General features: G+C 51.3%; 13 protein-coding genes. 3 read left to right on the top strand and 10 right to left on the bottom strand.

What is annotated here, in order from left to right; all coding sequences use genetic code 11:
- From JRI95_12170 to JRI95_12145, 6 genes are all read right to left on the bottom strand, one after another.
- On the bottom strand, window positions 1-853 hold an 853-nt coding region (locus JRI95_12170), incomplete at its 3' end, for an ATP-binding protein (protein ID MBW2062298.1).
- A 27-nt stretch (window positions 854-880) separates the two neighbouring features.
- Entirely contained in the window at window positions 881-2,041 is a 1,161-nt protein-coding gene (locus tag JRI95_12165) for a hypothetical protein (protein MBW2062297.1), read from the bottom strand.
- Window positions 2,042-2,608: 567 nt separating this feature from the next.
- Window positions 2,609-3,229 (bottom strand): indolepyruvate oxidoreductase subunit beta, encoded by a 621-nt coding sequence (locus JRI95_12160; GenBank protein MBW2062296.1) that lies wholly within the window; start codon window positions 3,227-3,229, stop codon window positions 2,609-2,611.
- A gap of 5 nt (window positions 3,230-3,234) precedes the next feature.
- A complete protein-coding gene (locus JRI95_12155; protein ID MBW2062295.1) occupies window positions 3,235-5,163 on the bottom strand; it encodes an indolepyruvate ferredoxin oxidoreductase in 1,929 nt (642 codons plus the stop codon).
- A 67-nt stretch (window positions 5,164-5,230) separates the two neighbouring features.
- Window positions 5,231-6,355 (bottom strand): Coenzyme F420 hydrogenase/dehydrogenase, beta subunit C-terminal domain, encoded by a 1,125-nt coding sequence (locus tag JRI95_12150; GenBank protein ID MBW2062294.1) that lies wholly within the window; start codon window positions 6,353-6,355, stop codon window positions 5,231-5,233.
- A gap of 234 nt (window positions 6,356-6,589) precedes the next feature.
- A complete protein-coding gene (locus JRI95_12145; GenBank protein ID MBW2062293.1) occupies window positions 6,590-6,823 on the bottom strand; it encodes a hypothetical protein in 234 nt (77 codons plus the stop codon).
- A 44-nt stretch (window positions 6,824-6,867) separates the two neighbouring features.
- On the opposite strand from JRI95_12145, the gene JRI95_12140 reads away from it, so the two are divergent.
- From JRI95_12140 to JRI95_12130, 3 genes are all read left to right on the top strand, one after another.
- Window positions 6,868-6,996: an adenylosuccinate synthetase gene (locus JRI95_12140; GenBank protein MBW2062292.1), complete on the top strand. Its 129-nt coding sequence runs from the start codon at window positions 6,868-6,870 to the stop codon at window positions 6,994-6,996.
- Window positions 6,980-7,768, top strand: coding sequence for a methyltransferase domain-containing protein (locus JRI95_12135; GenBank protein ID MBW2062291.1), 789 nt, complete (start codon window positions 6,980-6,982; stop codon window positions 7,766-7,768). Before JRI95_12140 ends, JRI95_12135 begins: the two co-directional genes overlap by 17 nt.
- 194 nt (window positions 7,769-7,962) lie before the next feature.
- On the top strand, window positions 7,963-9,168 hold the full coding sequence (locus JRI95_12130) for an AmpG family muropeptide MFS transporter (GenBank protein MBW2062290.1): 1,206 nt from the start codon (window positions 7,963-7,965) through the stop codon (window positions 9,166-9,168).
- Between the two features lie 132 nt (window positions 9,169-9,300).
- Here JRI95_12130 and rmuC read toward each other — a convergent pair whose 3' ends face one another.
- The 4 genes from rmuC to JRI95_12110 all read right to left on the bottom strand — a co-directional run bounded on the left by rmuC (window position 9,301) and on the right by JRI95_12110 (window position 14,455).
- Window positions 9,301-10,617 (bottom strand): DNA recombination protein RmuC, encoded by a 1,317-nt coding sequence (gene rmuC / locus JRI95_12125; GenBank protein ID MBW2062289.1) that lies wholly within the window; start codon window positions 10,615-10,617, stop codon window positions 9,301-9,303.
- Between the two features lie 408 nt (window positions 10,618-11,025).
- Window positions 11,026-12,408: a hypothetical protein gene (locus tag JRI95_12120; protein MBW2062288.1), complete on the bottom strand. Its 1,383-nt coding sequence runs from the start codon at window positions 12,406-12,408 to the stop codon at window positions 11,026-11,028.
- Window positions 12,405-13,694, bottom strand: coding sequence for an alkaline phosphatase family protein (locus JRI95_12115; GenBank protein MBW2062287.1), 1,290 nt, complete (start codon window positions 13,692-13,694; stop codon window positions 12,405-12,407). Before JRI95_12115 ends, JRI95_12120 begins: the two co-directional genes overlap by 4 nt.
- Entirely contained in the window at window positions 13,691-14,455 is a 765-nt protein-coding gene (locus tag JRI95_12110) for an AAA family ATPase (GenBank protein MBW2062286.1), read from the bottom strand. Before JRI95_12110 ends, JRI95_12115 begins: the two co-directional genes overlap by 4 nt.
- Between the last annotated feature and the right edge of the window lie 279 nt (window positions 14,456-14,734).

The raw sequence follows: 14,734 nt of genomic DNA, 5'->3' as shown, positions 1-14,734 counted from the left end.
TGTCTTCTTCATAGAGATATTTGTATTTAAAAGCTCTGTTTTCATCTATTTGATACTCTACATCTTGTTTTTTGGCGTAGGTGTTTGGGTGATCCCCTCCATCATACGGATAGAAATATGTTACATTTTTGAAAGGTTGATCATTTAATCCGAGGTCCCTATAGAGTTCCTTATCTTTTGGAGGTAATTCCTCGTTTGGTACATCGATTGCCAACAAATCCCTTCCCTTTATATTGAACAATACAAAGGCAATGCTTTCATCTTTGCGTATATCTTTTTGTAAATACCTCTGTTGGACAGCTTTAATTAAAAACATGCAATATGAGGTCTTTGCAGCTAAACCAGAAATGCCTGATATATTCAGGTGTGCACCTTCAGGGCCTAATAAAAAATCTGAATTAAGGAAAACAGGAAATCTAACCCTATCTTCTGCATCATACATCTCAATGTATCCGCAGGCTAATGGTTTCTTTACATCATCAAGCCCTAATGCCTTTTGCACCTCTTTTTCATCACCTAAGCTGACTTCACTACCATCAAGCACAGGGGTATATATGTTTTTGGTATTTCCTACAACCCGAGCCTTAACAAAATTTAGTCCAATTCTTTGAGTATTGGCTTTATGTGAGACATCACCAAAATCGCTTGAAATATAGCTTGTTAAATAATTTGGTGCATCAGTTATATGTGAAATTTCTTCAATTACCCCGAAAGTGAATGAATCTTTTATGTGTTTGGCTTTCACGACATCAAAAGGATGTAATATTTTTTCTTTATCAGTCCAAAAAAAGAATTCATCAATTGTGGTTGGGATTTTATCAGTAGCAGCAGCCTTGCCTATTGCTTTCGTCATAATGTTTCTCCTTAAAATTTGAAAGAGCTAGAACAAGTTAAGGAATTGTACTTCGCTAAGGTAATTACTTTTTATGTATTTCTCAGTAAGGTAGACAGGATATAGGTGGTTTGCCCATCTACTATCCAATCCATAACATGTTGGATGACGTTCATTGACAAGGTTAGCGCTGATATGATCTATCTCATCTGAATCTAAACCTCTTTCTTGTTCTTCATCAGTAATAAGTATCTTTTCAACCTTTAAGATCCCATCAAAAGGGCTAATCGTTTTGCTGATTTCCCTGACTCGCAGATACCAAATGCTAAATTCGACTCCTGGAGCTCTTTCGTTTGCGTACCTAAAGGCTGGTGTTCGGTGAAATAATGGTAAATCAGCAATTCTTTTCGCCAGATTTTTTCTACGCTTGTCTTTAAAAAGCTCAGGATTAAAGGTTTTTGAGACCCCAACCACACATTGGTAATTACTCTTTATGGCTGAAAGGTCTTTATAATCAGCACCTTTTATTTTTTTGTATTCTAAAGATCCATCTTTCAGCAGATATGATTGAAAGTTGAGTTTTCTTTCTCTAACAAGTTGCACAACCAAATTTTTTTCAGTTTCAACCATTTCATCTTGAATCTTGGCTATCCCTTTGTGCTCATATTTTTCACCCTCTTTTAATGCTCTGTCGGTATAGTTTAAAACCTTTTTAAAAGATATTCCTCGCTTTTTCAGAACATCAAGATTGTTTATCTTTTGCGTAAGTGAATTAAAAAACAGATCTTTCCCGCCGTCTTTATCAGCACAATCAGGCAAGGCCAATACGATTTGCATACCAAGAACGGATGGTTTAAACGAATCTGGTTCAGAGCGTTCACAACAGCCTGCTCCAATCTGACCCGCAATTATAGGATATATACGATCACCATAAGAAATATCATCTACCTTATACGTCCTCCTTGAACCATCCAGAAAAAATCTAAATAGAGGTTTACCATCCCTCATAATTTTTTCAGACAAGTCAGCAACTGATTTTGTTTTTTTAAGGCTTTTGTCTGTTTCACCAATCCTATCTTGGCTCATGGTGATAATTCGATTATCATCATAGGCTACAGTTGGAACCTCTACACCATCAAAACAATACCGGAAGGACTTATAATACATCCCACCAGTCAGATCTGCTATGAAACTTAGAATCTCGTTCATGACCAGAGAGCCTCCTTCTGCTAGGAGGTTTTGAACTTTTCTTTGAATATTTTTATTACGTTATGAACCTTACTGTCAGTATCCTTACCCTATCTTAGTGTAAATCACTAATAGTTTCTTTAAAAAAGTTCATCTGGTGAAATTCCGATTTCAACGATGAGAAATGCAAGATGCTAATTTGACTCAATTTCCATGGATGTTGTTTATATCTCTCAATGTCATATTATTCTCTTATTATATTTATTTATTTAAGTCAATAATATAAGATAATTTATTCTAATAAATACTGTTTCTTTATTTTTGGCAATTGACCGGTCGGCCTAAGGGTTTATTGCATAAGCGCTGCCGGTTATCGAAATTCAGCGGTCTAAAGCGAATGGCAAAAATACTTCCCGATTGAAAAGGTCTTACATTTTCAAGCGGGAAGTATTTTTGTTACTCACTCCGAAGTCCTGGCCGGCTTATGGCAATGTTTTTTTGCCAGGTTCACAGAAAATAAAATTAACCCACAGGCGTAACGAAAAGGGATGTTGCGCCTGCCAGGGTGAGTCGGGCATGAAGTACGCTCTAATGCTTTATTAGCTCTGCGCCTAGGTCGTAGGCTTTAAGATTTATCTCCAATCTGTCTTGGCCCATGGTTTCGGACATCACTTCTTTAAAATGATCTCTTTGCATGGGAATGACACCGGTTCCGGCCAGGGCGCCAAGCATAATGGTATTGCTCAAAATGGGGTTGCCCAGTTTCATGGCCTCTTCCGTGGCGTCCACAAGCCAGACCTCACCGGTAAGCTCTTGCAGCGGTTCCTTTATCTCGTTAAGTGACGGGTATTTTAATTCACCGGCAATGACGCCCACCGAATGGATGGCCCGGGTATTGGTCAGGACCTTGATCTCTGGATGGCCGTATTTACCAAGGAGCCTGATGGCCTCGGTCGGCTCCAGGGCCACGATCATATCTGCTTGGCCTTTAGGTATTTGAGGGCTCCAGGCGCTTATTTCCGAGATTCTAAGGTTGCTCATAACGGAGCCGCCGCGCTGGGTCGCGCCAAAGGTTTCACCAATGGTGACGTGGCAGCCCTGTCGCACCATCATGTTACCTAAAATCCTTGAGGCCAGGACGTTACCCTGCCCTCCGACGCCGGTAATAATGAGATTATAAGGGTCCTTTGATAACTTTCCGTTTTCCATGCTCCTTAAGCCTCCTCTCTCACGATGGCCCCGGCGGGGCAGATATCCGCGCAGACCCCACAGCCAGCGCAGATGACTTCATCAATTCTGGCCACCTTTTTCACCTCATCCCAGATCAGGCCGGGGCAGCGGAAAATACGGGTGCAGAGGCGGTTGCAGCCGCAGTCCTGCCCGATGCAGTTCTCCTCATTAATCTGCATATTGTAACTTTTGACACGTTTTTTCTCCGGGCTGAGGGCACAGGCTTGCTTGAGAACCAGGACTTTTGTCCCTTCGGTGTATTCCATAAGCTCATTGAGCGTTTTCTGGGTCTCCTCTAAATCAAAAGGATCTCGAACTTCCACCCTCGCGCCCATGGCCTGGCAGATGGCAGGGATATCCAGGGCCGGCACCTCATCTTTCATGGCGTTGATATTAAGGCCGGGATGAGACTGGAATCCAGTCATGGCTGTACCGCTGTTGTCTAAAACGATCAGGGTGAAATCAGCCTGGTGATGGACGGCATTGACCAGGGCGGGTATGGCGGCGTGGAAAAAGGTGGAATCTCCGCAAACCGCCAGGACCGGCTGATCCATACCGAACTGTCTCAATTTGGCAAACCCGCTTGCCACCCCAGCCCCGGACCCCATGGCATGCCCGGTTTTAGCGGTGCTGAAACCCGTGGGCAAGGCGGCCAGACTGTAACAGCCGATATCGCCACAGACAAATCCCTGGCGGCCGTCCAGCTCCAGGGCGTTATGAATCGCCCAGAAGGAGGCCCGATGGGGGCAGCCGGGACAGAAGGTCAATTCCCGCTGCGGCGCTCTGGCAAAGGCCGCGGCCGACGCCTTGTCGGTATATTCTTGAGCAACGGTTTCATAACCAAGGTCGAGAAGATCGGCCAGGGATTGTATGACCAAGTCCGCACTCAGCTCCCCGAAAGAGGGGATTTGGCCGGCATGCTTGCCATAAAACTTCTTGGCCCCGATCTCCTGAACCATCTCGGCAGCAAGTACCTTTACATTGTCTTCCAAGAAAGGCAGGATTTCTTCAATGATCAAAATTTCGTCCGTCATCAAGAGATATTTTTTAATCAGATTAGGCGGCAGAGGCCAGGTGGTGCCCATCTTTAGCAGACCGACACGATCTTCAATGCCCAGAGCCTTAATGGCCTCTTTGCAGTACAGATTGCCTACACTACAGGTAATGATCAAAAGCTCCGGCTCATCCGGGCCCTGATAGGTGTTGAAAGGACTATCTTCAAATATTTCACGGACTTTTTTGAGCTTTTCCTGCTGAATACGATGCCCGAACCCAGTGCTGATCATGGGGCCCGCCACTGGATCAAGGAAAGCGCCGCTAAACCTGTATTCCGCCTGGGCCTCCGTCCGAGGCAGGGGGCCGAACTTCACATTCCCGCTGGCGTGCGACAAGCGGGTGACGCTGCGAACCATGACCAGGTTTCCGATTTCTTCTGAAAATTCAAAGGCCCATTTGGTCATATCCTTGGCTTCCTGAAAATCCCCAGGCTCAAGCAGGGGGAACTCCATCATCCGGGCGTACCCGCGTGAATCCCCCTCGTTGCTGCTGGAATGGGCTGCCGGGTCTTCGCACGTAACCAGAACCATGCCGCCGCGCGTCCCGGTAATGGCCAGGTGCAGCAGGAAATCCGAGGCCACATTTACCCCGACCTGTTTCATGGAAGCCAATGATCTCAGCTGGGCAAAGGAGGCTGCGGCCGCAACCTCGGCGGCCACCTTTTCATTGACCGACCACTCCACGTATATACCTGCATCCTTGGCCACATCTGAAAGCCGTTCGATAATTTCCGAAGAAGGAGTGCCTGGATAGCCGCTGGCCACCTTGAGGCCCGCCTCCAGGGCTCCCCGGACAATGGCCTCGTTGCCCATGACCATATATTCCATGCCTTCCTTACCATCTAGCATTACAGACATTGTTTCCCCCTGAATTGTACAGTAATATCCTTTAACACCTTTTTGCCACCCCGAACCAGGACATCAATTAGCTCAGAAGGCTGCTGAAAACGGGATCATGGGGATCCAGATACAACAGTTCATCGGGGCTGCCGCTCTTTTTGATCAGGCTCTCGACGCAGAACCTTTTTTTGTTCATGGAGGCCGTCTTGAGCTTCTCCAGGTTTCCGTCAGGCAGATCGCGAAATTCAAGAACCCCCTTGGACCTGGCCAGGTCCAGGAGCTCCTGGCCGGCCTGGCTCCTGACGATAACCTGATTCCAACCCTTGGCCGTGTCCCAGCCTTCTGGAAGGCGAGCAGAGCCCACGGAGAGGTCGCTGAACTCAGCCGTCATATCAAAGCAGTATTGACAGCCTTCCTTGACGCAAGGCAGGACTTCATCCAGGGGTATGGTGAGGGTGCCGTTGGTGGTGTACACCTCCATACATTCGTATTTGCTGGGCGGGATATCCATGCCCAGGATCGAGGCCTCTTCCGCCTTGTCTTGCAACAGCTTGCTGAGATCACGCCATGAAAAAGCCCAGCCGCAAAATAAACCGATGACAAGCCGCAGTTTGTCAATATAATCGTCTTTGGCGGGCTGAGGTTTCAGACGCATCTTGGCCAGGGCCAGTGTCTGACAGGGTGTGGCCACCACACCGATTTTGTCATAGCCGCTGCTGGCAGCCGCATTAAAAGCGGCCACCGTCGGGGAGGTCACGAATTTGCTCCCCCCCCGCCTCTTCACCTCTGAAGAATCCTCGACGGCAATACCCTGAGGCAGATACCGCTCACTCTCCTCGGCCAGGACGGCCGCGTCAATTAGACTCTCCTCAAGGGCTAAGGCCATAAGGGCCGATACCGTTCCACCGTGCTGGGCCGAAGCGCGCACCGTTTCATCGGCGGCCCTGGTTATGTAAAGCCCCTTGAAGGGACCCAACTCCGCCGTCAAATCATCTGGATCGAAGAGGCTGCGCCGCAAGAATTCCAGGTCCGTGGGCGTTCTGGGGCAGTAAGCGTAGCACCGGCCTTCCTCCAGGTCACACACATGCAACGTCACCGTCCGATCCTTGTATGCGGCAAAATAAGGGCAAAGGTTCACGCAGGCCCCGCAATTGATACAAAGGCCCGCATTCAACACGCCTTCCTTCAATTCTTTTTGCCCTGTACTCAATTTTTTATCCTCCATTCTATAAACCTTTATCTTAAGCTCATGCGGCAGCGCTTTTCCTATGGCTGCCCCATCCCTGCCGCTTTGAGTCTGGTTTTTAATAAATTGGCAGCCAAAACTCAATGAATCCCGATAACCACGAAAGACATACCAAAAGCAGGGCTAGAAAGCAAGTTATAACGGCGTGACTGTTGAGAAGTTATAAAGCACGGTTAACACTGGTAACTTCCTAAGGGCTCAAAGAACGCTTCTGGCTACCACATGCTTCTTCAGCATTTCCACAAAAACCCGGGCCGCAAAGGAGTAGTAGATTCCCTTGATGGGATAGATGAGGCCCAAGGTCCGAAACTCGCTTTTTTTAAAAATGCCCAGACAGTGAAGCAACCGGCGCGCCGCCAGTGGTTCTGACGCCGGGTGCGGGTGTTCGACCGGCAGGGTGACGATACCGATTTCAGCCTCATGCGCCCCCACCTGCGTCGGCGCTGGGCCTTTTGTTTCCGAGATTTTTGGCCGAGATGGCCTTGACCTTACTGGACATCCTGAGCTACCTTGATGAAATCCCTGTTTGTACAGCCTATGAAATCAAAGGGAAGGTGAGGCACGATTTTCCGGTTGAGGTAAACGGGCATGTCTGCTCCGTTTGATTATAACGAATCCAATGCGCAGGCGCGCTACGACAAAGGCAGAAGCCTGCCTCCCGATACCCTGCGGCTGTGGGCTGAGGTCATAGCCCGTCATCTGCCTCGTCACGAAATAAAGACCATCTTAGACCTTGGGTGCGGCACAGGCCGGTTCACCGCTCTCCTGGCCGAAACCTTTTCGGCCAGGGTATACGGGATTGAGCCTTCTGAGAAAATGCTCTCCCAGGCCAGGGAGAAGGCTCCTTCCCCGTCCATCACCTTCCTGCGTGGATCGGCCGAAGATATTCCGCTTCCCGACCATACGGCGGACATGCTTTTTCTCTCCATGGTCTTTCACCACATCCAGAACAAAGAAAAGGCGATTATCGGTTTCAGAAGAGCCTTGAGGGGCAAGGGCTATGTCTTGATTCGCACTTCCACCCGGCAGAGTCTCGAGACCTACTTCTGGCTTCAATTCTTCCCAAAAGCCATGGAAATAGAGCTGAGCCGCGCGCCTGATCGGGCGGAACTGATTGTCTTTTTTAAACATCATGGTTTCGACCTTATCGCCCATCCCATTGTCAATCAGCGCTTTGCAAAGGATCACATGGAGTACTTTGAGAAATTGAGCACCCGGGCTCTGTCGAGTCTTGAGGCGATTTCGGATCAGGATTTTCATGAGGGGCTTGCCCGGTTAAAGGCCTTTTGCCATCGGCATAATACTGGGCAGCCTGTTTACGAAGAGATTAATTTTTTTATCTTTCAAATGAATGACCTTCCTTTCTTGGCCAAGTAATCCACATTCATGGTTTTTCATCTTGCCTTATACGCTGAAGAAGTTTAGTCTGGCTGAACATTAGCCCAAACTGTATTCTCATAAAGAAAACTAGCCCGGAATTTGGAAGCCTTGTTTACTGAAAGATGACTGTTTCGGCTGACAGGAAAAATCAGTGGTATTCGATGCTGACCGTTATTTTGAGCCGGCGGATGATGGTAGCTATGTTTATGGGTTTTTCCTGCGGTCTGCCGCTTCTGCTGACCATTACTCTTTTGCAGGCCTGGATGAAGGAAGAGGGAGTTGATCTGACCCTGATCGGGCTGATGGCCCTGGTCGGGCTGCCTTACTCCTTGAAATTCATCTGGGCGCCTTTTTTAGACCGGTTCACCCTGCCTTTTTTAGGTCGCCGCCGGGGCTGGCTGCTACTGGCTCAGATTGCCTTGATGCTTTCCATAGCCGGGCTGGGGCAGACGAACCCGGGAAAAAGTCCCTGGGTTCTGGCTATGGTGGCTCTTCTGGTGACCTTTTTCAGTGCCAGCCAGGACATCGTCGTAGACGCTTACCGGCGGGAGGATCTGCCTGACCGGGAGCTTGGCCTCGGGTCCTCGCTGTACGTCAATGGATACAGGGTTGGCATGCTGCTGGCCTCGGGCGGCGGTCTGGTCATGGCGGACCAAATGTCCTATGCCAGGGTGTACCTGATCATGGCGCTCTGCATGCTGGTCGGGGTGGTGACGACCTTGCTGACATCGGAACCTGAGGTCCCGGCTGGCACGCCCAAGAGCATCCGAGAAGCCATCTTCGATCCTTTTATCGAGTATTTTTCTCGTTCCGGCGCACTCTGGATCCTGACCTTTATCCTGCTTTACAAGATCGGCGATCAGATGGCCAGCACTATGACCATCCCTTTTTACCTCGATATCGGGTTCACCAAGACCGAGATCGGCGCGGTGGTCAAAGTTTTTGGGTTCTGGGCCACCATCGTCGGGAGTCTGCTTGGCGGCGTGATCATGCTTTACCAAGGCATCGGCCGGTCGCTCTGGGTCTTTGGCTTCCTGCAGGCCATTTCCACGGCTGGCTTTGCTGTTCTATCCAAAATCGGCCACAGTATTCCGGGACTGACGGCCGTAATCGCCTTTGAAAACCTGAGCAGCGGCATGGGAACCGCGGCCTTTATCGGGTTCATGGCCAGCCTGACCAATAAGAAGTTTACCGCGACACAGTATGCGCTTCTGACCAGCCTCATGGGAGTGCCTCGCGTCCTGGCCTCAGCCCCCACCGGGTTTCTGGCCAAAAACATGGGATGGTTTTCTTTCTTTGTCTTTTGCGCCCTGATCGCCATCCCCGGCCTCCTCATTCTGTTTTATATCGTTCCCTGGACAAAGGAGGCGAGGCCGGCCGGGAGGAGCTTGCGCTAATGCATCCAGCCGCAATGTGTGGCTTTCCGCTAACGGTGGAGTGATATCAAAAAGAACTGTCATTCCCGCGCAAGCGGGAATCCAGAAAGGAATATATTTATAAAAATTGCCTCGCCTGAGGATCGCAGTCTGTTATTCTTCGGGTTTATCCGTCTCGATTTCCGGGGATTCCGGCGGGTTCAGCAGTTCCGGGGCCTGGAGGCTCCTGGTTGGCCGTTCGACCGGCTCGATGGTCGGGATTTCTTCCTTGGTTGAAACTCCCAGTTCGGTAAAGCGGCGAATGTCGGGCAGGACACGCCCTTCCAGGGAACCGACCGCTTTATTAAAGGCTTCCACGGCCCGATCCAGGCCCCGGCCTACTCCGGAGAAATGTTCGGCCAGTATGCCCAGCCGTTCGTGGAGGCTGCGGCCTAGTTCGCTAATTTTCTGAGCGCTTTCCGCGATCTTTTCCTGCTGCCAGCCATAAGCCACGGCGCGGAGCAGGGCGATGAGCGTGGTCGGCGTCGCCAGGATCACGCGCTCGGTCACGCCCTTTTCGATAAGGCGCGCGTCCTGTTCCAGGGCCGCGCTAAAGAAGTTTTCTCCAGGCAAGAACATCACCACAAACTCAGGGGTCGAATCAAACTGCTCCTGGTAGGCCCTGGCGCTTAGCTTTCCCATGTGATCCCGAACCTGGCGGGCGTGATCCTTCAATTTCGCCAACCTCACCTCCTCGTCTTCGGTTTCCTGAGCGTCAAGATAGGCCTCAAGCGGGGTCTTGGCGTCCACGACCACAATTTTACCACCCGGAAGCCTGACGATGAGGTCGGGCCGGAGCCGCCCCTCCTCGGTGGTCACCGAGGCCTGTTCCACAAAATCACAGTAAGGCAGCATCCCGGCCATCTCGACGACGCGCTTTAGTTGAATCTCGCCCCATCGGCCGCGCACCACCGGCGACCGGAGCGCCTTAACCAGCTTCCCGGTCTCGTCCTGCAGTCTTTCCTGGGTATAAAGAAGGGATTTCACCTGTTCCTGTAAGCCGCCATAGGCCTTTTCCCGGGCTTTTTCCAGTTCCCGGACGTGAACATTGACCTTATCCAGTGATTCCCTGAGCGGAGAAACAAGGTGCTCCACCGCCTTCTGCCTTTGTTCCAGGTCCCCCTTAGCCTCGGCCTGGTATTTCTCCAGGGTGGCCTTGGCCAGTTCGAGGAAAGACTGGTTGCTGCTTTTCAAGGCTTCAGAGGACAGGGCGGCAAAAGCGTCGGCCATCTGGTCTTTGGCCTGATCGAGGAGGGCGAGCTTCTCTGCGGTCTGCTTTCTTTCAAGCTCCAGGGTCGTTTCCAGCCGCGCCATCTCGGTCTTCATGTCGGCGCTGGCCTGCTGCTGGGTTGCGCGGCTGATAAGCCAGACGGCCGCACCGCCGATAACAAGCCCCAGGCACAGGCCTATGATTATGGAAAGTCCGTCCATGTTGCGCCTCCAACAACCTTGACAGGTTGTGCTTTCTGCTTCTCAAACAGCGTCTAACTCATAAACATAAGCGGTTCTTATCTTTGGTCAGATGATAAGCGTCTAAAAAACTCTGGTCAACCATATTTCAGTCTGACCTTTTCCCAGGCCGAAACTTTCTCTGATTCACACACGGCCGGGGTTGCACGATTCAGGCGATAACAATTCCGCCGTTCTGGCTATATCCGCTCCTGAAAGGCCTTGACGTCCTTCAAACCAAAGGAGGTGAGTCTGGACGCCTTCCCGAGACATCCCGGGCCTAGCTTGAGGATGCATGCGAAACTGTTGAAAAACCCTGAAACCCGCATTTTTATGGTCTTCCGAGGCTTTTAAGTAGCTGATTCTTAACGAATCAAAAACAGCAGAAGTTCAACATTTGGACTTTTTCGACAGTCTCTGCAGTATCTTTTCGATAAAATCGTTGAATCCCGGCTGGTTTTCCTGAATCCACATGGCGTTGATGGTGGTCGGTGTGTCAGCGGCGGACTTCCAGGCACTAATAGGCTTAAGCACTCTTCGCTGGACAAAGGCGGTCCTGACGAGGAAGTTTATGTCACCCTGGACGGGCTGAAAGTAGAGGAAATCATTCTTGACCGCAATGGGCATGGGCAGCCCCTGATCTTTGAGCGCCTCCCAGGATGCCTTTGGGCCTGGAAAATGGTTGAAGTTTTTGTTGAGATACCGGATGTCTTTATTAGCCATGCCTTTAAGCTGGAAGCTTTCGATCATGACGTTGCGGCCCAGGACCTGATCAAAGGCGGCCAGGCCCCCTTTTTGAGGCCGCTGGGGATTGTTGGCCACGACCTCCATGACCATGGAATATCCTTGATCTCCCAGTTTGAGAGCCATGGCCAGGCTCGACCAGTCAATCGCCCCGCTCAGATAGCCGAGGTCTTCGATATTATAGGAGATCTTATCCACAAGTTCGCTCAGAATCACGGCGAATTCAGCAGCCTTCAGATGCACGCGCCGGTTGGATGGATCCAGATAGAAAATCTGATCGTCCATAGTCTCCTGCAGGACGAGCTGTCCGTGGTTGTGGAGCCGCGGCAGTGATGAGGGCTCAAAGAAAAACCGGCCCTGCTTGAGGCTGATCCCTGGAAAGGACGGCTGAACCATAAAAAAGACGTTGGTTCGGTCAAATCCGAAAAAATTGGCCGCACTGAATTGGCTCAGGATCTGATCAGCGGTTTTTTCGTTGAGGACAATGAGCATCTTCTGGCGGGCGCGGGTTTCAGCCGGATCGAGTCCGGCCTCCTCAGCCAGAACCGAGATTTCAAAGGCGATCTGGAGCATGTGCCGCCAGCCCAGGGAAAGAGGCAGGAGGCGCTCCGGTTCGACCTCCATCTGCCCGGCCACTTCATCCGGTTCCACCACCCGGCCCAGCTCAGCGGCGATCATGGCGGCAATCTTCTTCGTAGAGAGGTCCCGGGCCGGGTTGATTAAAAATTTGGTGCCAAGTTTGAGCCGCGTCGCTTCACCGGCCGCGGTATGTTCGCAGAAGAAGCGGCCGTCCAGGACAGCCTGCCGGGCTCTCTGCATCTCCTTTGAGCTGATGGCCTGCTCGTCCAGGACCTGGACATCCTTTGGATCAGAGAGGCGGTCCAGGTGAGGATAGACGTTCAGCTCGTCTTCAGCCTCGGCGATCTCGGCGACGGTCTGAAACCCTGCCAGATGACGCTGGGCCAGATCAAGGCAGGATTGACCATAGGTCTTGAGGTTGGTTAAATCCAGCTTCGATCGAGGGATCATGAGGCACCTTCCTTCAGATCAAGGTTAAACCGCATAAAGACAAATTTCGCCAGGTCCAAAATATCGCGGATGTCCAGCTTTCTGGTCCGGCCGCTAAAATCATGCGCCAGGTAGAAGGCGTCTTTTCTGGTGTGGGTCCCCTGAAGCAGTGAGGAGGAATATATCGGGCCGGATGTAAATTTCGCCTTGAACTCAAAGCCGGTGGCGGGCTGAATGACAAGGTCAGGGGCGATATCCAGGGCTGTGCCGGTATAAAGCTCAGAGCGGGGAACGACCTCTGCCACCGCGGGCTCGGCCTTGAGGGAAGCTGTCAGTTCCAGGGCCAGATCATGCGCCTCGGCCGAGCGGACGCGGCCCTCGGGAAAACGCGGCGACCGGTTGAAGTAAACCCTGGTCGGGTCGAGAGCCAGCACCCTGGCCTCCGGTCCGACATGGTTTTGATAGCCATGCCTCGCCAGCCAGCGGTTCAGATGAAACTCCTCCTTAACTGGCGTGAAGCCATGATCGGAAAGCATGACCAGGCAGAGGTCTTCATTTCCCTGCACGACCAAATCCGAAGCGAGGTCGTAAAACCGGCCGATGAGCTTATCCACCTCATGATAAAAATCAAGGAAATGCCGGTGGATCGGCCCCTGGTCCTTATACTCCTGATAGAAGAAGTGGTTGAGCCGGTCGGTGCCGGTGACGACCAGGAAGAAAAAATCCCAGTCTAAAGGCCAGAAGCGTTCAAGCAGGGTGCCCCGGCTCTTTAAAATTAGATTGAGTTCTTCGAGAAAGGTCTGCCGGTCCTGGTGAACCGTTTCGAAATCCGCTTCAAGGCGGTAGCCGATTCCGTGAAGATAGTCAGCGACCCAGGCGGGATACCCGGCGCGTTGGAGGCTCGCGGCGATGAAACCAGAGACCATTGCTCCTGAAAGCGGCTGAGCCGGGTAGGTCATGGGCACATTCAAGACCACGGACCTGAAGTTTTTCAGACCGAGCCAGTCCCACAAGGTTGGGGCTTGAATCTGTCCGGAGCCGTTAAGCCGGACCTGATAACCCGGCCCTTTGAATTCGGTGAAACCAAAGATGCCATGCTCGCCAGGGTTCCGCGCCGTAAAAAAGGTGGTCCAGGCTACCGGTGAAATCTCGGGGAGAGTGCTCAGCATCTCACCGCAGATTGAATCCCGCACCAAGGCCTTGAGGTGAGGCATGACGCCTTCGGCCGTGAGCGCCTGAATCAACGACCATCCCACGCCATCCAGACCCAGGATGACGACCTTCGGTCTTGAGGGGCCTTCATTCAAGCATTTCCCTCGGCGTCAAACATGGTCCGGGAAAAGATATCAAAGGTTTGAGCCACGGCCGGGTTTTGAGTCCCAAGCCCAGCGGTCGGCCTGCCCGCCTGATCGTACTGGTAAATCTCGTCGTCCGCCAGGATGCTCCCGGCCAGGTTCAGACCTTCTCCCTCAATTACGGCCAGCATTTCAGGGCCAACCTCATCCTTGACCTGGTTCAAGATCAGATATTTTCGGCCGACCGAAATATTCATTTCATCAACCAGGTCCCAGATGCGCCGGGCCGCGGTTATTCCGCGCCGCGTCGGGTCTGAGATCACGTAAAAAATATCAATTTTCCTGGTCGTAAGGCGAGAAATATGCTCCATCCCGGCCTCATTATCAATAACCACATAGGGGTAATTATCCGTCAGTTTCTCCACGATGTTGGACAGGAGATTGTTGGCCGCGCAGTAACAGCCCGCGCCCTCCGGCCTGCCCATAACGAGCAGGTCGTAGCCATCTGTCTCGACCAGGATCTGGTTGACCTTCATCTCCATGAAGATGTCCTTGGTCATCCCGGGCAGGCCGCCAGTTTTCATCTCTTCCCGAGCTTGACCCAGGGTTCCGTTGACTTGAAGACCGAGGACCTCGTTCAGGTTGGAGTTGGAGTCTGCGTCCACGGCCAGCACCGGTTTTCGCCCCTGGGATAGCAGGTATTTAACCGCCCAACCGGCCAGGGTGGTCTTGCCTGTCCCTCCTTTGCCAGCCATAGCAATGGTTACACTCATTAAACTCTCCTTGCGTAATAAAATCTAACTATAGTTTTGATTAAATTTAAATATTAATAACAGCCTTAACAAATTCTGTATTCCTGCTTTCGCAGGAATGACAAGAGTGTAAAAAGTATAGATTCCCCCGGCTAAAGCCGGGGTTCTTACGGTTACAACTCCGAGCGGAGTTGACCAAACATTATCACGTCGTATCCTCGCGATAATATTTGGAAGGACTCATTCATCCACGGGTAAACCCGTGGTATTCTGTCTTCGACCGCATAAATTTAGAATATA

It is taken from the genome of Deltaproteobacteria bacterium, assembly GCA_019308995.1.
Lineage (GTDB): Bacteria > Desulfobacterota > Desulfarculia > Adiutricales > JAFDHD01 > JAFDHD01.
This window is presented reverse-complemented; position numbering and strand designations above follow the sequence as displayed.